At 67.9% G+C, this 22,384-nt stretch carries 19 protein-coding genes; 17 read left to right on the top strand and 2 right to left on the bottom strand.

The annotated features are described in order from the left end of the window. Nucleotides 1-26 precede the first annotated feature (26 nt). Nucleotides 27-1,319, top strand: coding sequence for a threonine synthase (gene thrC, locus ABE571_RS01930; RefSeq protein ID WP_346481220.1), 1,293 nt, complete (start codon nucleotides 27-29; stop codon nucleotides 1,317-1,319). A gap of 7 nt (nucleotides 1,320-1,326) precedes the next feature. Here the strand turns inward: thrC and ABE571_RS01925 are convergent, their stop codons facing one another. Continuing rightward, nucleotides 1,327-2,088: a helix-turn-helix domain-containing protein gene (locus ABE571_RS01925; protein ID WP_019183011.1), complete on the bottom strand. Its 762-nt coding sequence runs from the start codon at nucleotides 2,086-2,088 to the stop codon at nucleotides 1,327-1,329. A 141-nt stretch (nucleotides 2,089-2,229) separates the two neighbouring features. On the opposite strand from ABE571_RS01925, the gene hisS reads away from it, so the two are divergent. The 15 genes from hisS (at nucleotide 2,230) to ABE571_RS01850 (ending at nucleotide 16,105) form a co-directional block, all read left to right on the top strand. Beyond that, nucleotides 2,230-3,627, top strand: coding sequence for a histidine--tRNA ligase (hisS, locus tag ABE571_RS01920; RefSeq protein WP_341986726.1), 1,398 nt, complete (start codon nucleotides 2,230-2,232; stop codon nucleotides 3,625-3,627). Next, a complete protein-coding gene (locus tag ABE571_RS01915; protein ID WP_314404750.1) occupies nucleotides 3,624-3,917 on the top strand; it encodes a hypothetical protein in 294 nt (97 codons plus the stop codon). The genes hisS and ABE571_RS01915 overlap by 4 nt, the downstream gene beginning before the upstream one ends. A 170-nt stretch (nucleotides 3,918-4,087) precedes the next feature. Further along, nucleotides 4,088-4,408: a YerC/YecD family TrpR-related protein gene (locus ABE571_RS01910; protein WP_346482241.1), complete on the top strand. Its 321-nt coding sequence runs from the start codon at nucleotides 4,088-4,090 to the stop codon at nucleotides 4,406-4,408. Between the two features lie 12 nt (nucleotides 4,409-4,420). Continuing rightward, nucleotides 4,421-5,332, top strand: coding sequence for an ATP phosphoribosyltransferase (gene hisG, locus ABE571_RS01905; protein WP_102788409.1), 912 nt, complete (start codon nucleotides 4,421-4,423; stop codon nucleotides 5,330-5,332). Continuing rightward, nucleotides 5,329-6,624, top strand: coding sequence for a histidinol dehydrogenase (hisD, locus tag ABE571_RS01900; RefSeq protein WP_346465121.1), 1,296 nt, complete (start codon nucleotides 5,329-5,331; stop codon nucleotides 6,622-6,624). Before hisG ends, hisD begins: the two co-directional genes overlap by 4 nt. Then, the gene (gene hisC / locus ABE571_RS01895) at nucleotides 6,621-7,709 is read left to right on the top strand and encodes a histidinol-phosphate transaminase (protein WP_346493072.1); all 1,089 of its coding nucleotides are present in this window, start codon (nucleotides 6,621-6,623) and stop codon (nucleotides 7,707-7,709) included. Before hisD ends, hisC begins: the two co-directional genes overlap by 4 nt. After that, nucleotides 7,706-8,779 (top strand): bifunctional histidinol-phosphatase/imidazoleglycerol-phosphate dehydratase HisB, encoded by a 1,074-nt coding sequence (gene hisB / locus ABE571_RS01890; protein ID WP_070472965.1) that lies wholly within the window; start codon nucleotides 7,706-7,708, stop codon nucleotides 8,777-8,779. Before hisC ends, hisB begins: the two co-directional genes overlap by 4 nt. After that, the gene (hisH, locus tag ABE571_RS01885; protein ID WP_313211798.1) at nucleotides 8,776-9,378 is read left to right on the top strand and encodes an imidazole glycerol phosphate synthase subunit HisH; all 603 of its coding nucleotides are present in this window, start codon (nucleotides 8,776-8,778) and stop codon (nucleotides 9,376-9,378) included. The genes hisB and hisH overlap by 4 nt, the downstream gene beginning before the upstream one ends. Further along, entirely contained in the window at nucleotides 9,375-10,109 is a 735-nt protein-coding gene (hisA, locus tag ABE571_RS01880) for a 1-(5-phosphoribosyl)-5-[(5-phosphoribosylamino)methylideneamino]imidazole-4-carboxamide isomerase (protein WP_313211796.1), read from the top strand. The genes hisH and hisA overlap by 4 nt, the downstream gene beginning before the upstream one ends. After that, the gene (hisF, locus tag ABE571_RS01875) at nucleotides 10,103-10,879 is read left to right on the top strand and encodes an imidazole glycerol phosphate synthase subunit HisF (RefSeq protein ID WP_346465117.1); all 777 of its coding nucleotides are present in this window, start codon (nucleotides 10,103-10,105) and stop codon (nucleotides 10,877-10,879) included. The genes hisA and hisF overlap by 7 nt, the downstream gene beginning before the upstream one ends. Before the next feature lies 1 nt (nucleotide 10,880). After that, a complete protein-coding gene (hisIE, locus tag ABE571_RS01870) occupies nucleotides 10,881-11,507 on the top strand; it encodes a bifunctional phosphoribosyl-AMP cyclohydrolase/phosphoribosyl-ATP diphosphatase HisIE (protein ID WP_346493121.1) in 627 nt (208 codons plus the stop codon). 92 nt (nucleotides 11,508-11,599) lie between these two features. Then, the gene (locus ABE571_RS01865; RefSeq protein ID WP_319623952.1) at nucleotides 11,600-13,198 is read left to right on the top strand and encodes a calcineurin-like phosphoesterase family protein; all 1,599 of its coding nucleotides are present in this window, start codon (nucleotides 11,600-11,602) and stop codon (nucleotides 13,196-13,198) included. Between the two features lie 145 nt (nucleotides 13,199-13,343). Further along, nucleotides 13,344-14,345, top strand: coding sequence for a glucokinase (locus ABE571_RS01860; RefSeq protein ID WP_346465115.1), 1,002 nt, complete (start codon nucleotides 13,344-13,346; stop codon nucleotides 14,343-14,345). Nucleotides 14,346-14,378: 33 nt separating this feature from the next. Next, nucleotides 14,379-15,377 (top strand): N(4)-(beta-N-acetylglucosaminyl)-L-asparaginase, encoded by a 999-nt coding sequence (locus ABE571_RS01855; RefSeq protein ID WP_346465113.1) that lies wholly within the window; start codon nucleotides 14,379-14,381, stop codon nucleotides 15,375-15,377. Continuing rightward, nucleotides 15,374-16,105, top strand: coding sequence for a copper homeostasis protein CutC (locus tag ABE571_RS01850; RefSeq protein ID WP_313211786.1), 732 nt, complete (start codon nucleotides 15,374-15,376; stop codon nucleotides 16,103-16,105). Before ABE571_RS01855 ends, ABE571_RS01850 begins: the two co-directional genes overlap by 4 nt. 79 nt (nucleotides 16,106-16,184) lie before the next feature. Here ABE571_RS01850 and ABE571_RS01845 read toward each other — a convergent pair whose 3' ends face one another. Next, the gene (locus tag ABE571_RS01845; protein WP_346493071.1) at nucleotides 16,185-19,268 is read right to left on the bottom strand and encodes a TonB-dependent receptor; all 3,084 of its coding nucleotides are present in this window, start codon (nucleotides 19,266-19,268) and stop codon (nucleotides 16,185-16,187) included. A 569-nt stretch (nucleotides 19,269-19,837) separates the two neighbouring features. Between ABE571_RS01845 and ABE571_RS01840 the strand changes: the two genes are divergently transcribed. Then, entirely contained in the window at nucleotides 19,838-22,324 is a 2,487-nt protein-coding gene (locus ABE571_RS01840) for a GH92 family glycosyl hydrolase (protein WP_346493070.1), read from the top strand. Nucleotides 22,325-22,384 lie beyond the last annotated feature (60 nt).

The following is a 22,384-nucleotide window of genomic DNA, read 5'->3' as shown; positions in this document are numbered from 1 at the left end:
CCACTCTTTCTACTTTGGGATATCCGATGAAGTTCGTTTCCACGCGTCACGCCGCGCCCGCCGCCTCGCTCAGCCAGGCGCTCGCCGCCGGCCTTGCCCCCGACGGTGGTCTATACGTTCCCGAACACCGCCCGCAACTGCAGAGCTGGTCAGCGCAGGGTTCCTTCGCGCAGACCGCCGCGGCGGTACTGGCCCCGTATTTCCATGACGATGCCCTGGAGAGAGCACTGCCCGAACTGTGCGAGCAGGCCTTCGATTTCGATGCGCCACTGCGCCCCCTGGCGACCGCCGATGATCATGTGCTGGAGTTGTTCCATGGCCCGACGGCGGCATTCAAGGATTTCGGTGCGCGCTTTCTCGCGGCGTGTCTTGCCCGCCTGCAGCAGGGCCGTGAGCGACCGTTGACGATCGTGGTGGCGACCTCGGGCGATACCGGGGCGGCCGTTGCCGCGGCCTTTCATCGGCAGCCGGGGATCCGCGTCGTGGTGCTGTACCCGGATGGCCGCGTCTCGCCGCGCCAGGCGCATCAGCTGGGGTGCTTCGGCGACAACATCCACACACTGCGCGTCGCCGGGTCGTTCGACGATTGCCAGGCGATGGTGAAACAGGCGCTGGGCGATCGCGAGCTGCAGCACGCAGTGCCGTTGAGCTCGGCCAACAGCATCAGCCTGGGTCGCTGGCTGCCGCAGATGAGCTATTACGCCAATGCGGCCCTGGTGCATCAAGCGCAGACCGGCCACGTGCTCAATCTGGTGATTCCGACCGGCAACCTGGGCAATGCGATGGCGGCGATCCTGGCGCGGGCGATGGGCCTGCCGCTGGGGCAGATCGCGCTGGCGACCAATGCCAATGAGGTGTTGCCGCGCTATTTCCATGGCGAGGCCTACCAGGCACAAACCAGCGTGGCGACGATTGCCAACGCGATGGACGTGGGGGCGCCCAGCAATTTCGAGCGGCTGCGCTGGCTCTACAACGACGATGACGTGGCACTGCGGGGCGCGTTCACGGCCGAGGCCGTGGATGATGCGGCGATCCGCGAAGTGATCAAGCGGCGCCATGACCTGCATGGCGAGGTGTTCTGCCCGCATACGGCGACGGCGGTGGCGCGCCTGGAGCACCTGCGGGCCGCGGGCGCACAGGGGCATTGGGCGGTGGCGGCGACTGCGCACCCGGCCAAGTTCGAATCGGTGGTGGAGCCGTTGATCGGGCAGGTGCTGGACGTGCCGCCGGCCTTGGCCGCGCTGCTGGAGCGGCCCGCGCAGGCCGAAGCGTGCGCACCGGAGTATGGGGCGCTGCGTGAGGTGCTGTTACGCGGGTGAGGCGGGGTCAGTACGACTCGTCGGCCGACAGCTTCTGCAGGCCGGCTTCGTCCAGGATCTCGACGGTGTTCAGATGGGGCAGGGCGATCAGGCCCTGCTGGCGCAGCTTGGTGAAGGTGCGGCTGACGGTTTCCATGGTCAGGCCGAGATGGTCGGCGATGTCGCCGCGGCCCATCGGCAGGGTCACGCGCAGGCCCGGCTCACCGAGCAGCGCTTCGCGCGCGGCCAGGCGCAGCAGGAAATCGGCGACCTTCTCGGCCGGCTGCAGCCGGCCCAGCGCCATGGCGGCATCCTGCGCGGCATCCAGCTCCTGGCAGGCGCGTTGCAGCAGCTTGCGCTCCAGGTGCGGGAAGCGCGAGCGCAGGTCCTTCATCTGCGGCAGGGCCACGCGGCAGACCCGGCTGTCGGCGATGGCCTCGATGTCATAGCGGTGGTGATCGCTGCCGCTCAAGCCCAGGAAGTCGCCGGGCAGTACGAAGCCGCTGATCTGGCGGCGGCCATCGGCCAGCGTGCGGACCAGGCGCAGCGCACCGGCCGTAATCGTATAGACATGTTGGCGCGGCTCACCCGCACGGGCCAGGGTGGACCCCAGCGGCAGTGCCTGGGACACGGTGACCCGCTCCAGCGCCTGCACTTCATCCGGCGACAGCGCCGAGCAGACCGCCAGGTGCCGTACCGAGCAATGCAGGCAGTCCCGCAGCGGCGAGCAACCGGGGGCGGCGGGGTCTTCAACAGCGGAAAGCGCGGTACCGGAGTGGGGCCGGGTCATGTCAGGTCAGCAAGCGGGACCTGCCTATGATACGTCATGCCGCCATTGGCCCGGTCCCGATGCCCGGATGCGGCTCGTTGCGCTGGCTGCGGCTAGAATATGCCGCTCGCTCATCCCCCCGTTTCCGCAGGAGTCCCGCAAGTGATCAAGCCCCGTACGCCGCCCGGCATCATGGAATTGCTGCCGCGCGAGCAGATCGCGTTCCAGCGCATGCTGGACGTCATCCGCCGCAACTACGAGCGGTTCGGGTTCCTGCCGGTGGAAACCCCGGTGTTCGAGCTGTCCGATGTGCTGTTGACCAAGTCCGGCGGTGAAACCGAGCGCCAGGTGTATTTCGTGCAGTCCACCGGCGCATTGGCAAACGCGGCCGAAGCCGGCGACAAAACGCTGCCCGAGCTGGCCCTGCGCTTCGACCTGACCGTGCCGCTGGCCCGCTACGTGGCCGAGCACGAGCACGACCTGACCTTCCCGTTCCGTCGTTACCAGATGCAGCGCGTGTACCGCGGCGAGCGTGCCCAGCGCGGTCGCTTCCGCGAGTTCTACCAGTGCGACATCGATGTGATCGGCAAGGACGCGCTGAGCATCCGCTATGACGCCGAAGTCCTGGCGGTGATCCATGCGGTCTTCGCCGAGCTCAGCATCGGCGCCTTTAGTATCCAGCTCAACAACCGCAAGCTGCTGCGCGGCTTCTTTGAAAGCCTGGGCGTGGCTGATGGCGAGCGCCAGCTGGCGGTGCTGCGCGAAGTGGACAAGCTGGACAAGCGCGGCCCCGACTACGTGCGCGAGACGCTGGTGGGCGAAGGCTTTGAGATCCCGGCCGAGCAGGTCGAGCGGATCCTGGCCTTCGTGGCGGTCCGCTCCAGCAGCCACGCCGACGCGTTGGCGCAGCTGGACGCGCTGCTGGCCGATCCGGCTGCCAGCGAGACGCTGAAGGTGGGCGTGGCCGAACTGCGCGAAGTGCTGGAGCTGGTCAAGGCGCTGGGCGTGCCGGAAACCGCGTACTGCCTGAATTTCTCCATCGCGCGCGGCCTGGATTACTACACCGGCACCGTGTACGAAACCACGCTGACCGACCACCCGCAGATCGGCTCGATCTGCTCCGGTGGCCGTTACGAAGACCTGGCCAGCCACTACAGCAAGTCCAAGCTGCCGGGCGTGGGCATTTCCATCGGCCTGACCCGTCTGTTCTGGCAGCTGCGCGAAGCCGGCCTGATCGCCGGGATTGAAGACAGCAGCGTGCACGCGCTGGTGGCGCTGATGGACGACGCCAGCCTGCCGCAGTCGCTGGATATCGCCCGCCGCCTGCGCGCCGGTGGCATCAACGCCGAAGTGCAGATGGAGCCGAAGAAGATCGGCAAGCAGTTCCAGTACGCGGCCAAGGCCGGCATTCGTTTCGTCGTGCTGGCCGGTGACGACGAGCTGGCGCGTGGCGTGGTCGCGGTCAAGGATCTGCTGCGCGAGCAGCAGTTCGAGGTCTCGCGCGAGGAACTGGCCAGCACCCTGCAGGTGGAACTGGAGCAGGCCAAGGTCATGCCGTGAGGCGGCTGGGGGTGGCGGCAACGCTGCTGCTCCTGCTGACCGCGTGCCGGACCGATCCTGCGCTGCATGGCCAGCGGATCGGTCCGGGCCAGTACCGGCTGACGGTCGACCGCTGCCACGTGATCGACCGGGAGCAGCTGCAGCGTGACCTGCGCGGATTGGCCGGGAAGAAGTGCCCGGACGGGGCAGGGGAGCTGCAGGCCGTCCAGTCCATCCCGAGCCGCCAGGGCAGCCTGTTCGGCGAGTGCCTGCGCAGCGGCGCCCTCCGCGCCGAGGTAACGTGCCGGTAGGTACCGACCGTTGGTCGGTACGCCGATGAACGCCCGATACCCAAAACAAACGCCCGCTCCGCGGGCGTTTTTCGTTCCCGCCCCTGAACCAACCTGATCCGAGCAGCCACCCGGTTTGACCCTGGAGCTTCGTTTGCGCTAATGTAATAGCACGCTATTACATTGATACGATGAAACTACGCCCCGTCCCCCGAGAAAAAGACGCCCAGGCCGATCTGGCCTGCCTGGCTGCGGCCTTCGCCGCGCTGTCCAGCGCCGAGCAGGTCACCGCGTTCCTGCGCGACCTGTGCACCCCGGCCGAACTGGAGGCGCTGTCGGACCGCTGGAAGGTGGTGCCGCTGCTGCAGCAGGGCGTGCCGTATCGCGAAATCCACGAACTGACCGGCGTCAGCGTGACCACCACCGGGCGCGTGGCGCGTTCGCTGGAGCATGGCCACGGCGGCTATGCCGCCGCCATTGCCGCCACGCCGTCCTCTCCCGAATCCGAGTAAGTGAGCCTCCCCATGAGTGCAACCCAGACCGCCCCGGCACGTGACCGGCTGCGTATCGCCATCCAGAAGAACGGGCGGCTGGCCGAGCCCGCCCGCAGCCTGCTGACCGCCTGCGGGCTGAGCTGGCGGCAGAGCCGCGACAAGCTGTTCTGCTACGGCGAGTCGCTGCCGGTGGACCTGCTGCTGGTCCGCGATGACGACATCCCTGGCCTGATCGCCGATGGCGTCTGCGATTTCGGCATCGTCGGCCGCAACGAGCTGGACGAGCAGGGCGCCGCCCGCCGCCGGATCGGCCTGCCGGATGCCTACCAGGCGCTGCGCGGGCTGAACTTCGGCCAGTGCCGGCTGATGCTGGCGGTGCCGGAGGAGTGGGAATGGACGGGCGTGGAGCAGCTGGCCGGCAAGCGCATCGCCACCAGCTACCCCGCGATCCTGGCCGACTGGCTGGCCGCGCGCGGCGTGGATGCCCAGGTGGTCGAGCTGTCGGGTTCGGTCGAAATCGCCCCGCGCCTGGGCACCGCCGACCTGATCTGCGATCTGGTGTCCAGCGGCGCCACCCTGGCCGCCAACCAGCTCAAGCCGGTCGAAACCCTGCTGGAAAGCGAGGCGGTGCTGGCCGGCCCGGTCCGCACGCCTGATGACGCCCGCGCCGGTCTGATGGCGATGCTGCTGCGTCGCCTTGATGGCGTGGTGAACGTGCAGGACAGCAAGCTGCTGATGTTCCGCGCCGCGCTGGACCGGGTCTCCGAGTTGACCCGCCTGCTGCCCGACGCCGATCCGCTGGTGCAGTTGCCCGATGACGGCGGCCACCTGCGCTTGCAGACCATGTGCCACGGTGCGTTGACCTGGCAGCGGTTGGAGGACCTGGAGCGCGCGGGTGCGCAGGGCTTGATGGTATTGAGTGTGGAGCGGTCGCTGGCATGAATCGTTTGACGTGGTCCCAATTGGATGCCGGCGCCCAGGCGCAGGCGCTGCAACGCCCGGTCCAGGCCGTGGCGGCGCGCACCCGTGAGTCCGTTGCCGCGTTGATCGCGGCAGTGCGCCAGGGCGGTGATGCCGCACTGCGTGAGATCACCCTGCGCTTCGACGGCGTGGCACCGGCGACCTTCGAGGTCAGCGAGGCGGAGTTCGCCGCCGCCGAGCAGGCCGTCTCGGCCGAGCTGCGCCAGGCGATGATCGATGCGGCCGCGCGCATCCGTACCTTCCACCAGGCCGGAATGACCCAGGGCTATGCGGTCGAGACCGCGCCCGGCGTGCGTTGCGAACGCGTGGTGCGGCCGATCGGTCGGGTGGGTCTGTATGTGCCGGCCGGCAGCGCGCCGTTGCCGTCCACCGCGCTGATGCTGGGGGTGCCCGCACAGCTGGCCGGCTGCCGGGAAGTCGTGTTGTGCACGCCGCCACGCAAGGACGGCAGTGCCGATCCGGCCGTGCTGGTGGCCGCACGCCTGACCGGCGTGCACCGCGTGTTCAAGCTGGGCGGTGCCCAGGCGATCGCGGCGATGGCGTATGGCACTGACAGCGTGCCGGCGTGCGACAAGCTCTATGGCCCGGGCAATAGTTACGTGACCGAAGCCAAGCAGCAGGTCGCCCAGGACGGTGCCGCGGCGATCGACATGCCGGCCGGGCCGTCCGAAGTGCTGGTGATTGCCGATGCGGGTGCCACGCCGGCGTTCGTCGCCGCCGATCTGCTCTCGCAGGCCGAGCACGGCCCGGATTCGCAGGTACTGCTGCTGACCGACGACGCGGCGATGGTGGACCGGGTCGAGGCGGCGGTTGAAGCGCAGCTGGCGCAGCTGTCGCGTGCGGAAATCGCCGCGCAGGCGCTGGCGTCCTCGCGCCTGATCCTGGTCGATTCGCTGGACGACGCCTTCGCGATCAGCAACCGGTATGCGCCGGAGCACCTGATCCTGGCGCTGCGCGAGCCGCGCGCGTGGTTGGACAAGGTTGACGCGGCCGGGTCGGTGTTCCTGGGCGACTACACCCCCGAAGCGCTCGGCGATTACTGCAGTGGCACCAACCACGTGCTGCCGACCGCCGGCGCTGCCCGCGCCTACAGCGGCGTCAGCGTGGCCAGCTTCCAGAACCTGATCAGCGTGCAGTCGGCCACGGCCGCTGGCATCGCGGCGATCGGCGAGTGTGCCCGCGTGCTGGCCCGCGCCGAAGGCCTGGACGCCCACGAAAACGCGGTGACCCTGCGCATGGAGGCGGCCGCATGAGCACTGCCTCCATCCTGTCCCTGGCCCGTGCCGACCTGCAGGCGTTTGCCGGCTATTCCTCGGCGCGCAGCAGTGCGCTGGTCGGGGATGTCTGGCTCAACGCGAATGAATCGGCCTGGGCCAATCCGGCCGACGTCGCCGGTGGCGCGCGCCGCTATCCCGACCCGCAGCCAGCGGCGCTGCGTGATCGGCTGGCCGAGCTGTACGGCTGCTCGTCCGAACAACTGCTGATCGGCCGCGGCAGCGACGAGGCCATCGATCTGCTGGTACGCGTGCTGTGCGAGCCGGGCCGCGATGCGGTGGTGACCACGCCGCCGGTGTTCGGCATGTATGCCGTCTGCGCGCGCCTGCAGAACGCGCCGTTGATCGAGGTGCCGCTGGTCGATCAGGGCGATGCGCTGGTCGCCGATATCGATGCCGTCATTGCCGCGGCGCTGTCGGGCAACGCCAAGCTGGTGTTCCTGTGCTCGCCGTCCAATCCCGCGGGCAGCGTGATCACCCTGGCCGAGATCGAGCGGGTGGCCACGGCATTGCAGGGCAGGGCGCTGGTGGTGGTGGATGAGGCCTACGGGGAGTACGCCGAGCAGCCGTCCGCGACCACGCTGTTGAGCCATTACGAGAACATCGCCGTGCTGCGCACGCTGTCCAAGGCGCATGCGCTGGCGGCCGCCCGCATTGGCACACTGATCGCCGATGCCGCGCTGATCCAGCTGCTGCGCCGCTGCCAGGCGCCGTACCCGGTACCCGCGCCCTGTGCCGAGTTGGCATTGGCCGGTCTCGGCGCCGAGAGTCTGGCCGTCACCACCCAGCGCATCGCACAGATCAAAGCCGAACGTACCCGCCTGCAGTCCGGCCTGGCCGCGTTGCCCGGTGTGATGCGTGTCTATCCCTCGCAGGGCAACTACCTGCTGGTCCGTTTTGCCGACGCCCAAGGCGCGTTTGATGCGCTGCTCGCGGCCGGCGTGGTGGTGCGTGACCAGCGTGCCGCGCCGCAGCTGGCCGATGCACTGCGCATCACCCTCGGCAGTCCGGAACAGAACGACCGCGTACTCGCCGCCCTGATGGCCCGGAGGGCTGCCGCATGACCCCGATTCTGTTCGTCGACCGCGACGGCACCCTGATCGAAGAGCCCGCCGATTTCCAGATCGACGCCTACGAGAAGCTGCGCTTCGTGCGCGATGTGATCCCGGCGATGCTCAAGCTGCGCGATGCGGGCTATCAGTTCGTGATCGTCAGCAACCAGGATGGCCTGGGCAGCGAAGGCTATCCGCAGGCCAGCTTCGATGGCCCCAACGACCTGATGCTGCAGATCTTCGCCAGCCAGGGCATCACCTTCCGTGACGTACTGATCGACGGCACCTGGCCGCAGGACAACGCACCGACCCGCAAGCCGGGCATCGGCCTGATGCTGCCGTATCTGCAGGACCGCAGCATCGACTGGGCACGCTCGGCGATGGTGGGCGACCGCCTGACCGATATCCAGTTCGCCGAGAACATGAAGATCCGCGGTTTCCAGCTGCGCACCGAGCAGTTCGGCGGCGACTGGGACTGGACCTCGATCGCGCATGAGCTGGCCGATGCGCCGCGCCGCGCCACCGTGCAGCGCAATACCAAGGAAACGAAGATCCGGGTTGACGTCGATCTGGACCGCACCGCCGAGCCGCAGACCCACACCGGGCTGCCGTTCTTCGATCACATGCTGGAGCAGATCGGCAAGCACGGCGGCTTCGCGCTGAGTGTGCAGGCCGAGGGCGACCTGCACATCGATGAGCACCACACCATTGAAGACACCGGCCTGGCGCTGGGCCAGGCCCTGCGCGAGGCACTCGGCGACAAGCGTGGCATCGGCCGTTACGGCTTCACCCTGCCGATGGACGAGACCCTGGCCAGTGCCGCGCTGGATTTCAGCGGCCGCCCGTATTTCGTGTTCGAAGGCGAGTTCAAGCGCGAGCGCGTGGGTGACATGCCGACCGAGCTGGTGCCGCACTTCTTCCGCTCGCTGTGTGATGCGGCCGGGTTGAATCTGCACCTGAGCGTGCGCGGCGACAACGACCACCACAAGGTCGAGGCCTGCTTCAAGGCGCTGGCGCGCGCGCTGCGCCAGGCCTTGCCGCGGCAGGGCACCGCGCTGCCGAGCACCAAGGGGGCACTGTGACCGAGGTTGCGCTGATCGATGCGGGTGGAGCCAACCTCGGTTCGGTCCGCTATGCGCTGGAACGGCTGGGCGTGCAGGTGCGGCTGGTGCGCGATGCGCAGGGGCTCGAAGGTGTCTCGCGGGTGATCCTGCCCGGCGTCGGCGCGGCCCCGCACGGCATGGCGCGTCTGCATGCGCAGGGTCTGGTGCAGCCGCTGCGCGAGCTGCAGGTACCGCTGCTTGGGATCTGCCTGGGCATGCAACTGCTGTTCGATGGCTCTGAAGAGGGCCATGTCGAATGCCTGGGCCTGTTGCCCGGGGTCGTTCGCCACCTGCGTCCTGCCACCGGCATCCGTGTGCCGCACATGGGCTGGAACCGGCTGCTGCCCCTGCGCGCGTCGCCGCTGCTGGCGGGCGTGCCGGCCCGGGCCAGCGCGTACTTCGTCCACAGCTACGCCGCCCCCCTGGGCGAAGACACCGTGGCGGCGTGCGATCACGGCGGGCTGTTCGCGGCCGTCGTGCAGCGCGGCCGGCACAGTGGCGCCCAGTTCCACCCGGAGCGCTCGGCCGATACCGGCGCGCGCATCCTGCGCAATTTCATCGAGAACGAACCGACATGAGTTTCATCGTCTATCCCGCCCTGGATATCCGCGAAGGCCGCGTGGTACGGCTGCTGCAGGGTGACTACGCGCAACAGACCACCTACGGCGATGACCCGCTGCCGCGCGCGCAGGCCTTTGCCGCGGCGGGCGCGGGCTGGATGCACCTGGTGGATCTGGATGCGGCCCGTGCCGGTGGTTACACGCTGGCACCGCTGCTCTCCTCGATCGCGTCGCAGACCGGCCTGAAGGTGCAGACCGGCGGCGGTGTGCGCTCGCGCGATGACGTCGCGCGCATCCTCGACGCCGGTGCCACCCGCGTGGTGGTCGGCTCGGTGTCGGTGCGCGAACCGGCGACGGTGATCGGCTGGCTGCGCGAGTTCGGCCCGGACCGGCTGACCATCGCGCTTGACGCGCGCCAGGCCGAGGATGGCCGCTGGCTGCTACCGGTGCATGGCTGGACCGAGACCGCCGAGGACACGCTGGACGTGTTGGCCCAGCGCTACGCCGAGGCCGGCATGCAGCACCTGCTGTGCACGGATATCGCGCGCGACGGCATGCTGTCCGGGCCGAACATCGATCTCTACCAGCATCTGGCCACACTGCTTCCCGGCGTGGCGGTGCAGGCCTCTGGCGGCGTGCGTGATGCCGACGATGTCGCCCAGGCCAAGGCGGTCGGCTGCGGCGGGGCGATCCTCGGCAAGGCATTGCTGGAGGGGCGCATGACCCTGGAAGGAGCGCTGGCATGTTGAGCCGCCGCCTGATTCCGTGCCTGGATGTGCGCGATGGTCGCGTGGTCAAGGGCGTGCGCTTCCGCGATCACGTGGACATGGGCGATATCGCCGAGCTGGCGATGCGTTACCGCGACCAGGGCGCCGATGAACTCGTGTTCTACGACATCGGCGCCAGCCCGGAAGGGCGCGCGGTGGACGTGGCCTGGATCGAGCGCATCGCGCGCCTGATCGACATTCCGTTCTGCGTGGCCGGCGGCATCAGCGATGTGGAGACCGCACGGCGCGTACTGCATGCCGGCGCCGACAAAATCTCGATCAACTCGCCGGCCCTCGGTCGGCCCGAGCTGATCGAGGAGCTGGCCGATGCCTTCGGCGTCCAGTGCGTGGTGGTCGGTATCGATTCGGTGCGCGAGGCGGACGGCGAATGGCGGGTGCGCCGCTTCAGCGGCGATCCGGACAAGACCCAGGCGGTGGCGGTCCGTACCCTGGACTGGGTGGTGGAGGCACAGCACCGGGGGGCCGGCGAGATCGTGCTCAACTGCATGGACAGCGATGGCGTGCGTCGCGGCTATGACGTGGCCCAGCTGCGCCAGGCCCGTGCTCTGTGCCAGGTGCCGCTGATCGCCTCCGGCGGCGCGGGCGAGATGCAGCACTTCGCCGATGTGTTCGACCAGGCCGACGTTGACGGCGCATTGGCCGCCAGCGTGTTCCACAGTGGGGCCATCGCCATTCCCGCGCTCAAACAGTTCCTGCGCGAGCAGCAGATCGAGGTTCGAGATGTCTATTGAAGTGGGTTTGATTGACGTGCAGCCGTCGCGCGAGGCGCTGGCGCAGCTGGACTGGGGCAAGGGCGATGGCCTGCTGCCGGTGGTGGTGCAGGACACCGACACGTTGCGCGTGCTGATGCTCGGCTATGCCAATGCGGCGTCGCTGGAGCAGACCCTGGCCACGGGCCATATGACCTTCTTCAGCCGCAGCAAGCAACGGCTGTGGACCAAGGGTGAATCCTCCGGCAAGGTGCTGGCGGTGACCGCCGTGCGGATCGACTGCGACAACGACACCCTGCTGGTGAGTGCGCGCCCGGCCGGGCCGACCTGCCACACCGGCAGCGAGAGCTGCTTCCCGCAGGCACCGGGCAACTTCCTGGGCCGCTTGGATACCGTGGTGCGCGAGCGCGAACAGCAGCGCCCGGCCGGCAGCTACACCACCTCCCTGTTCGAGGGTGATATCCGCCGGATCGCACAGAAGGTGGGCGAGGAAGGGGTGGAGACCGCGCTGGCCGGCGTGGTGCAGGACGATGAGGCGCTGCTGGGCGAGTCGGCCGATCTGCTGTTCCATCTGACCGTGCTGCTGCGTGCGCGTGGGCTGTCGATGGATGATGCGGTCGCGGTGCTGGCGGCGCGCCACGCCGGGTAGGGCAGGGCTGCACATCGTTTAACGTCGGTGAAACGCGGTGCAGGCGATGATGTGCGGCTCTACAATTCCCCACCCCCACCGGACCGCCCCCGATGACCCGTACTGCCGCCTGGCTGGCTTGCCTGCTGTTGATGACTTCGCCTGCCTGGGCTGCTGAAACGACCGTCACCGGCAAGGTGTATCAGGAGCGCGACGGCAAGCCCGGGCGCGGCCCGACCGATCCCGGCCTGGCCGGTGTGCAGGTCTCCAACGGCGAAAGGATCGTGCGCACCGCCGCCGATGGCAGCTACAGCCTGCCGGTGCGCGAGGGCCAGACCGTGTTCGTGATCAAGCCCGACGAGTACCGCTTCCCGGCCGCCGCCAACGGGTTGCCCTCGTACTGGCGCCACTACGCGCCGCAGGGATCGCCGAAGCTGAAGTACGACGGCATCCGCGCCACCGGCGGCGCCACCCGCAACTGGGATTTCGCGCTGGAACCGGCCAAGGGCACCGATGCGGCACGCAACGGTTTCGAGATGCTGGTGTTCACCGATTCGCAGACCGCCAGCCGCCAGGACATCGGCTACTACCAGCGCGCCATCGTCGAGCCGATCATCGGCAAACACCCGGCGCGACTGGGCACGACCCTGGGCGACATCGTCAATGACGACCTGAGCCTGTACCCGGACATCAACAAGGTCACCGCGCAGCTGCAGGTGCCGTGGTTCCACGTGCCGGGCAACCATGACCTGGACATGGACGCCGGCAACGATGCGCACTCGCTGGACAGCTGGCGCGCCGTGTACGGCCCGGATACCTATGCGGTCGAAGAGGGGGGCGCGAGTTTCGTGTTCCTCGATGACGTGGTCTACGACCCCAAGGCCAAGCCGAGCTACGTGGGCGGCCTGCGCGCGGACCAGTTCACCTTCCTCGGCAATTACCTCAAGGGCCTGCCGCGTGATCGCCTGATCGTGCTCGGCATGCACATCCCGCTGTTCGATGCGGCACCCGGCCGGGAGACGTTCCGCCATGCCGATCGCACGCGCCTGTTCGCGCTGCTGAAGGACTTCCCGAACGTGCTGGTGCTCAGCGGCCACAGCCACACCCAGCAGCACTACTACCACGGCGCGGCCGAAGGCTGGCAGGGCAGCAAGCCGCTGCACGAGTACAACGTGGGCGCGGCCTGCGGGGCATTCTGGTCGGGCGTGAAGGACAGCAGCGGCATCCCCGATGCAACCATGAGCGATGGCACCCCGAACGGCTATGCGGTGCTGTCGGTCAAGCCCGGTGGCGACTACGGCCTGCGCTATTACGTGGCGCGTGCACCGGACGATTACCAGATCGCCCTGCATGCGCCGAAGGTGCTGCGCCAGGGCGCGTATCCGGCGTGGGGCGTGTACGCCAACGTGTTCATGGGCCAGGCCGATTCGCTGGTGGAGTACCGCGTGGACGATGGCGCCTGGCAGCCGATGAAGCGTGTCGAGCAGCCCGATCCGCGGCTGCTGCAGGAGAACGTCGCCGACGATACCGCCGAGCGCCTGCGCGGTTTCGACCGCTCGCCGGAAGCCACGCCGTCGCCGCACCTGTGGCGCGGCGCGCTGCCGACCAACCTGCCGGTAGGCGAGCACAAGGTGGAGGTGCGTGCCGTGCAGGGCGATGGCCCGACGGCCACGGCCAGCACCAGCTACCGCCTGCAGACCGCCAAGCCCTGATCACGGCGCCGTGGGTTCAGTACGGCGCTGTATGGCGGAGGCGGCTTTGCATTCCCCCGGCGATGCCTGAGAATCGCCGGGATTCAATCGATTCAACCAAGGCAAGCGAGTGAGCGCAGCGGTACCGGTTCCGGCTCAACCTGATGTGGCGCGGACCGCGGCCCACCGGGATTCCTCCCCTGATACGCTGATCGTGGCCGATGTGGGCGGCACGTTCGCCCGCGTCGCGTTGGCCACCGTGCGGGCGGGCGCTGCGCCACAGCTGAGCGGCCTGCAGCGCTATACCTGCGCCGAGCACCCCAGCCTGGCCGCGATCCTGGCCGCTTTCATCGCCAGACTGCCGGCAGCGCCGGACAGTGCCGTGGTCGCGATCGCTGGCCTGCTGGATGGTGACCACCTGGTCAACACCAATCTGCCGTGGCCGGTCTCGGTCGCCCGGACCCGTCACGATTCCGGGCTGGCGTCGCTGGCGCTGATCAACGATTTCGAAGCGGTGGCCTATGCGATTCCGCACGTGGCGCCGGACACGCTGGTGGCCCTCAACGGGGACGCCGATGCTACCCCGCGCTGGCCGGCGCTGGTGCTCGGCCCGGGCACCGGCCTGGGCGCAGCGCTGCGCTTCGAGGGCGGCGAGCGGCCGGTGCTGGCCAGCGAGGCCGGCCATGCCGCATTGAACGCGTGCAACGGGCTGGAACTGGAGGTGCTCTCGCGCCTGCTGCAGCGCTGGGAGCACGTGGACAACGAGCGCGTGCTGTCCGGTGGCGGGCTGATGAACCTGTATCCCTGCCTGTGTGACATCCGTGGGGTCACACCGCACTGGACCAGCACCGAGGCCCTGATCGCGGCCGCCCACGAGGGCGTGGATCCGGTGGCGGTCGAGACGCTGGAGGTGTTCTGCGCCTGGCTCGGCAGTCTGGCCGGCGACCTGGCCACGACCTTCGGTGCGCGCTCGGTCTACCTGGCCGGCGGGATCTCCACGCGGGTGGACCGGTTCCTGCGCGATGGCCGTTTCCGCGCGCGGTTCCTGGCCAAGGGCGTGATGCACGATGTGCTGCGCCAGGTGCCGATCTGGCGGGTGGACCACGGCGAGCTCGGTGTTCTTGGCGCGGCGGTCTGGCATGCGGAGCATCGCTGTATCGTCGTGTAATTCCCTCTTTGTCCGTTCACTGGAGACGTACCCATGACTGACCGCAGGCGATTTCTCCAGGCCAGTGCCCTGGCCGCTGGCGCCCTCGTGCTGCCGACGTTGCAGGCGCGTTCCGCCTCCGGTGCGCGCGTGGTGTCCACCTGGGATTTCGGCGTAGGGGCCAACCAGGTCGCCTGGAAGACCCTCTCAACCGGCGGCTCCGCGCTGGATGCGGTGGAAGCCGGTGCGCGCTGGGCCGAGAGCGACCTGTGCAATCCCACCGTCGGGCGCTGCGGCAATCCGGACCGTGACGGTGTGCTGAGCCTGGATGCCAGCATCATGGACGGCGATGGCCGCTGCGGTTCGGTGGCAGCGCTCAGCGATATCGCGCACCCTGTCTCGGTGGCGCGTCGCGTGATGGAGCAGACCCCGCACGTGATGCTGGTGGGCGAGGGCGCGCAGCAGTTCGCGGTGCAGCAGGGCTTCGAGCGCAGGAAGCTGCTCACCCCGGAAGCCGAGAAGGCCTGGCGCGAGTGGCTCAAGACCGCGCAGTACACCCCCGAGATCAATGCCGAGCGGCGCAGCCGTCCCGGTGACAGCAGCAACCACGACACGCTGGGCATGCTCGCCATCGATGCCCAGGGGCGTCTGGCCGGTGCCTGCACCACCAGTGGCATGGCCTGGAAGATGCACGGCCGCGTGGGCGACAGCCCGATCATCGGTGCGGGCCTGTACGTGGACAACGAGGTCGGTGCGGCGACGGCCTCGGGCGTGGGTGAGGAAATGATCCGCAACGCGGCCTCCTTCCTGGTGGTCGAGCTGATGCGCCAGGGCCGCTCGCCGGCCGAGGCCTGCCGCGAGGCGATCGCCCGGGTCGTGCGCAAGCGCCCTGAGGCAAGCAAGACCCTGCAGGTGTGTTTCCTCGCGTTGAACAAGCACGGTGAGGTCGGCGCCTACGCGCTGCATCGCGGTTTCGTCTACGCGGTCTGCGACAAGGACCGTCAGGACGACCTGCGCGATTCCGCTTCGGTGTACACGAGCGAACAGACGTGAGCGCGCCGCGCCGGGTGCTGGAGATCGCGTCGAATTCGGTGGCCTCTGCGTTGGCCGCCCAGCAGGGCGGCGCGGATCGGATCGAACTGTTCGACAACCTCGCCGAGGGCGGCACCACGCCGTCGCAGGGCAGCATCGCGGTCGCCCGTGAGCGCCTGCAGATTCCCCTGTTCGTGCTGATCCGGCCGCGTCCCGGCGATTTCCTCTACACCGCGCTGGAGGCCGAGATCATGCTGCGCGATATCGCGTACTGCCGTGCGCTCGGCTGCGACGGTGTGGTGATCGGCGCTCTGGATGCCGACGGTGGCATCGACATGGCGTTGTGCCGGGAACTGGTGTCCGCAGCAGGCCCACTCGGCATCACCTTCCACCGTGCCTTCGATGCGGCGCGTGATCTGCCGGCGGCACTGGAGCAGATCGTGACGCTGGGCTGCCAGCGCATCCTGAGTTCGGGCGGGCAGGCCAGTGCACTGGCCGGTGCCGATGTGCTGGCCGCCCTGGTGGCGCAGGCAGGCAACCGCATCTCACTGATGGCCGGTGCGGGAATCACGGCGGCCAACGCCGTGGAGGTCGCCGAGCGCAGTGGGTGCACCGAACTTCACGCCTCAGCGAAGACGACGCAGCCCTCGGCGATGCGTCACCACAATCCCGCCCTGATGGGACTGTCACCGGACTGGACCGCCACCGACGTGGCGCAGGTCAACGCACTGCGCGCGGCGCTGGATTAAAAAAAAACGGCAGCCGCCTGTACAAGCGCAGCTGCCGTGGAGGACCGTTGCCCCGCCCGGAGGCGGGGGCGGGTGACGCTTAGAACTTCCAGTTCACGCCGAAGTACAACTGGCGGCCGGTATAGGTGTTGGACACCAGGCGGGCCTTGGTGTCGTTGCCCAGATGGATGCGCTGCTCGGACTTGGTCGCGTTCAGCACCGAGGCGGTGAAGGTCAGCGCTTCGGTGAAGTTGTAGGCCACGTTGAGATCCAGCTGGTCGTACGGTTCGGAGTACTGGCTCATGCCATTGACCGGACCGCCCACGACTTCACCGCGGCGGTTGTACGACGCGCGTGCCAGGAACGTCTCGTTCTCGTAGAAGATGGTGACGTTGGCCTGGTTCTTGGCGCTGCCCACCAGCGGCGAGGAACCAATCTCTTCGCCATCGAGCACGATGGCGGCCAGGTTGGTGTCGTTGTAGGTGTAGTTGGCCTGGATACCGAAGCCCATGTCGAAGGTGTACTGACCGTACAGCTCCACGCCCTGGGAGACGCCATCACGACCATTGGCCTGGGTCTCGTACTTCTGCACCGTGACCGTTTCGCCACCGACATTCATCTGCTGGTCGCGGACCACCGGGACCGTGAAGTTGTCCACGTTCTTGCGGAACAGGCCCAGGCCCGCCACCGCGCCGGGCTTGAAGTACCACTCCAGGCCGACGTCGAACTGGGTCGCTTCGAACGGCTCCAGGTTCTTGTTGCTGCCATAGCCGTACCAGCCGGGCGTGTCCGTGCCGCCGGCAACGCGACGGTCGTTGCTGTACTCCTCGCTGATGTAGTTCAGCGCGCCGGGGGCGGCGATGCTGGTGTAGCTCGGGCGTGCGATGACCTTGGAGGCCGCACCACGCAGCACCAGCGTATCGGTGATGTCCCAGGCGATGTTGAAGCTCGGCAGGAAGTCCGTGTAGGTCTTGTCCATCGAGGTGAACGCGTACGTTTTCTCACGCGCCAGGCCGTCCGGCAGGCGCACGAAGCCGCTCTGGCAGACGTAGCCGGTGTTGGAGGCGATCAGCGGCGCTGCAGCAGGATCGTTGCAGCCCATCGGCGAGCCGGCGGCGTTGTCCTGGAAGTAGTCGTTGAACTTCTCCACCGAGTCGCTGGATTCGGCGAACTGCTTGGTCCGGACCACGCGCACGCCGACGTTGCCGCGCAGGCGCTCGGTACGGAAGTTGGCCTGGAAGTAGCCCGAGTAGATCTTCTCGTTGACGTTGTAGACGAAGTCCTCTTCCTTGCGGCTGTGCGACCCGCCGTACTTCTCGTTGAGGTAGTTGATGTAGGCGGGATAGTTGATGCCCGGGAACACGTTGGCGTTGAAGCCGCCTGCGATGTTGCTGATCGGGTTGGACAGGAAGAAGCCCGGCTGGGCGACACCGGCGGTGGCATCGCAACCGGCCTGGTAACGGTTGTTGTCGTAGTCGGCCGGATCCTTGCCCTGGCACACCCAGTAGGTGTTGCCGGTATTGCGGTGCACATCGCCGTCGCGGTACTTGGCACCGAACTGGATGGAGTCCAGCCAGCCGCTTTCAAACAGCTTGGTGAAGTCGGCCTGGAAGTAGTTCTGCTTGACCTCGGTCTGCATCCACGACGAGCCGGTCGAGCCGGTGTCGATCTCGGCGATGCCGGCCATCAACTGGTCCTGCAGGTTCGGCGAGAAGGTGGCGCTCGGCGTACCGGTCAGATCCCACGCGCTGTACGAGTTGCCGGACTGCCAGACCCCGTCGACCTGGCGGCGCGGCTTGGCGGACATGCCGAAGTTCATCGACGGGCCGCCTTCGGACCAGGTGCGGCCACCGGTGAAGGAGGCTTTCCACAGCGGGCTGATATCCCACTCGACGGTCAGGTCGCCGGTCTGCGAGAGCGCCTTTTCCTTGCTGTAGGTACCGGTCAGCTGCGGGGTGGGGATGGTGCAGTCGTCCGGACCCCAGCCGCCCGGTGCCATGCCAGCGGCCGCGGCCTGTTCTTCGCTGCAGTAATACGTCTTGCCGGCCAGCTTTTCGTACTGCGCGCCGGTCACGATGCTGCCGGAGGGGTCGAAGCTCAGCCCGTTGAGCAGGCGGCCACCGTCCCAGTTGCCATCGCCGTTGAAGCGGGCGAGGTTCCATTCCGGGATCTTCAACATGTTCTGGGTGTAATTGCCTTCCAGCTCGAAGCGGAAGTAATTGGCGGTCAGCGTCAGGTTGTCGGTCGGCTTGAACTGGAAGGTCAACTGGCCGCCGGTGCGCTCGCGCTTCTCTTCCTTCACGGCGAAGTTCACCGAGGTCGGCATGAAGAACTCGCTGTAGTTGCGGCCGCTCTGGTCATTGAAGCCGGACTGGCCCCACCAGTAGTGGATACCGTCCTGCAGCTGCGGATTGCCGTACGCATCCACCGCGTCGGTGCCGTTGCCGTACCACTGGTAGTCCTCGGTGCTCGCCTGCATGGTGCGGCTGGTGCGGGTCTGCTTGGTCGCGCCGACCAGCACGCCGAAGCGCTCATCCTTGCTGTGCCAGGAGTACAGCGCCGACGCCTGCGGATCCACGTCGTGGCTGCTGTCCGAGGAAGTGCCCTCCAGGTTCACGTAACCGGAGTTGGCTTCCATGTCGAGCGGACGACGGGTGTGCAGGATCACGGTGCCGCCGATGCCGCCTTCATCCAGGCGCGCCTCCGGCGATTTGAACAGCTCGGCGCTGGAGAGCATGTTGGCCGGCAGCAGCGTGTAGTTGAACGAACGGGTGGCCTCGTTGTTGGTTTCCGAGGTCGCCACGTAGTTGCCGTTCAACTGGGTCAGGGTCAGGTCCGGGGCCAGGCCGCGGACACTGACGGTCTTGCCTTCGCCGCCGCTGCGCTCGATGACCACGCCCGGCACGCGCTGCAGCGCGTCGGCCACGTTCTTGTCGGGGAACTTGCCCACGTCTTCGGCGGTGATCACTTCCACCACGGCGTTGGCGTCGCGCTTCTGTTGCAGACTTTTTTCGATGGCGTAGCGGTAGCCGGTGACGGTCACGCTGTCGAGCGTGGTGGCATCGGGTGTGCCGGTGGCCGGGGTGGCTTGTTGCGCGAACGCGGCCGGCACGACGGCCGTGGCCAAGGCGCTGGCAATGGCCGCGGACAACGCAACGCGGCGGTGCATGCGTGACATCTTCATTCCACTCTCTCCCTCTCCTGGATTGAAACGGTGGCGATACGAATTCTTTGAATCGATCTAATGGGTGGAGCCAAATTCTCTCGAGCGTCGAGTTGCCTGGCGCGTCCCGCATGCATCGCGTGGGCAGTCCCCCGGCTCCCCACTTCCGGCAATCGTGACCGTTTTAAGTTGGATCGATCTAAACGATTGGCGGGGGATTTTTAGCACGACCGCGCAACGGAGGCATGCTGCTCCGCAATATGGACACGGGGCGTGCTTTCGGTTGACCCCGGCCGATCCCGCGACGTTGCTGGGTCCGGGGCTTTAGCCCGGTATATCGACCGATGAGGCGGGTTGTCGGCTGTCGGCAGCGGGCACTGCCAGGCACTGCGCAGCTTGGGGCAGGGTCGGGTACTGGCGATCAGCCATCGATGTTGCAGCGCAGAATGCATCCGTTGAAATCTCCGTGCTTTACTTAAATCGATCTAAATTCACCGGGGTGTGGATTGGGTCGCCCCAGTCCAGGGAACCAGCGGCGCCCGCCGCCACTGGTTCGCGCTGCCGCCACGTCCGCCAAGGAGTCCGTGTCCGTGACCCGTTTTTCTCAACGTCTTTCCGTTGTTCCCGCCGCCGGTGCCGTCCGGGCCCGCCGCCGCCCGCTGGCTGGGCTGGTCTGCCTGCTGGCGCTGAGCTGCGCGCCGCTGTTGCTTCAGGCCGCGCCTGCGGCGCTGGAGCGCGAGGTCAACACCTTCATCGGCAGCAAGGACGATGGCAATACGTTCCCGGGTGCCTCGGCGCCGTTCGGCCTGATCCAGGTCAGCCCGATCGGTGAGCACTACGCTGGCTGGCGCTACGACGATCCCAAGATCCGCGGTTTCGGGCATTCGTTCCTGTCCGGTGCCGGCTGCTGGGAGCAGGGCGGCCAGGTCTCGGTCCTGCCGGTGACCGGCAGCATCGGCCCGGGCGGTGACTTCAATACCGACGACGCCAAGAGCTTCGACCACAAGCGCTACGCCTCCAGCTACACCCACGAGGGTGAAGTCGGGCAGGCGGGCTACTACAAGGTGCGCCTGACCAACTACGGCGGCATCGATGCCGAGGCCACCGCACGCACCCGTGCCGCGGCCGAGCGTTACACCTTCGCCGCCGATGCGGGTACCGGCCACGTGCTGGTCAACCTCGGCCAGGCCAACGAGCGCCATTCGGTGATCGGCAGCGTGGTCGATGTCGTCGGCGACCGTGCGGTGGAAGGCAAGCTGGTCACCAAGAGCTTCTGTGGCGGGCATCAGTACACCACCTGGTTCCGCATCGAGTTCGACCTCCCGTTCAAGGCGTTCGGGACCTGGGGCGAGGGCGGCGGCCTGCCGGGTGCACGCCATGGCATGGAAGGCGAGCTCAAGCCCAGCGGCGCCTGGCTCAGCTTCGACCTGGCCAAGGGCCGTGCGGTGACCGCGGTCAGCGCGATCTCCCACGTGGATGCCGAAGGTGCGCGCGCCAATCTGCGCAGCGATGGCATGCAGGGTGAGCGCCTGCTCGGCTTCGATCAGATGCGCCAGATGGCCCAGCAGCAGTGGCGCAAGGAATTGGCGGCCGTGCGTGTCCAGGGCGGCAGCAGCGACGACCGCACCGTGCTGTACACCGCGCTTTACCACGCGTTGCTGCAGCCGCTGACCGGCAGCGATGCCGACGGCCGTTACCGTGGCTACGACGACACCATCCATCGCGCTGACGGCTGGACCTACTACGAGTACTTCTCGCTGTGGGATACCTACCGGGCGCAGAACCAGTGGCTGGCCCTGACCAAGCCGGAGGTCGCGCGCGACATTGGCCGGACGCTGCTGGCCATCGAGGAGCAGGGCGGTTGGCTGCCGCGCTGGGGGTACGCCAACTTCGAAACCAACGTGATGACCGGCGACCCGGTGACGCCGTTCCTGGTCGACCTGTGGCGTTTCGGTGCGCTCGCCGGCCGCGAGGGCGAGGCCTACACCGCGCTGCGCAAGAACGCCTTCGAAGTGCCGCCGATGAACTCGCGTCACGCGGGTCGTTCGGGCAACCCGAGCTACCTGGCCAACGGCTACGTGCAGTACGACCGCGCCTTCCCCTCCAAGGGCATGGACGTGGACCCGCACCACGGTGGCTCGGCGACGCTGGAGTACGCACTGGCCGACTGCGCGCTGGCACAGATGGCCGATGGCCTCGGCCATGCCGCCGATGCCGGCGTGCTGCGTGAGCGTGGCCGCAACTGGCACAAGGTATGGGACCCGTCGGTGCGTGACGAGGAGGGCGATTTCAACGGCTTCCCGCGGCCGCGCATGGACGATGGCGCGTGGTACCTGCCCGCCGATGGCAGCTACAGCCCGCGCTCGCACCATGGCTTCCATGAAGGCACCGCGTGGCAGTACCAGTGGCTGGTGCAGCAGGACGTGCCGGGCCTGGTCCAGGCCATGCACGGCCGCGACCAGACCGCGCGGCGTCTGGACACCTTCTTCGCATACGACGCCCTCGTGACATCGCCGCTGACCGCCGCGCGCAAGGAGTGGGTGGTCGGGCCGTACAGCTATTACAACCAGTTCCGCTACAACCCCAACAACGAGCCGGACCTGCACGCGCCGTGGATGTACACGCTGATCGGGCAGCCGTGGAAGACCGCCACCGTGGTGCGCGCCGCGCAGCAGCTGTTCACCAATGCGCCCAACGGCGTCACCGGCAACGATGACCTGGGCACGATGTCGGCCTGGTACCTGTTCAGTGCGCTGGGCCTGTACCCGGCGGTGCCGGGCAGTGGCGAGTTCCTGTTGCATACGCCGCGCTTCGCCCGCGCCGAGATCGATCTGGGCCAGGGCAGGACGCTCACCCTGAAGGCGCCGGGCGCCGACGGCCGCCAGCTGCAGTATGTCCAGAACGTGCAGGTGGATGGCCGCGCGCATGCGCCGGTGTGGCTGGACTGGGCGCAGCTGCAGCGCGGTGGCACCATCGCCTTCGCCCTGGGCAGCACCGCGCAGGAGAACGGCTGGGGTACGCAGGCCGAGGCACTGCCGGCGTCCTTCTGCGCCACCCCCGGCGCGGTACTGGAATGAGCCACGCGCCGGCCCGCGCCGTGGCCAGCCCACCGGGGTTGACCGTCGGCACGGGCACGG

This window comes from Stenotrophomonas sp. TWI273, from assembly GCF_039674765.1.
Taxonomy (GTDB): domain Bacteria; phylum Pseudomonadota; class Gammaproteobacteria; order Xanthomonadales; family Xanthomonadaceae; genus Stenotrophomonas.
This window is presented reverse-complemented; position numbering and strand designations above follow the sequence as displayed.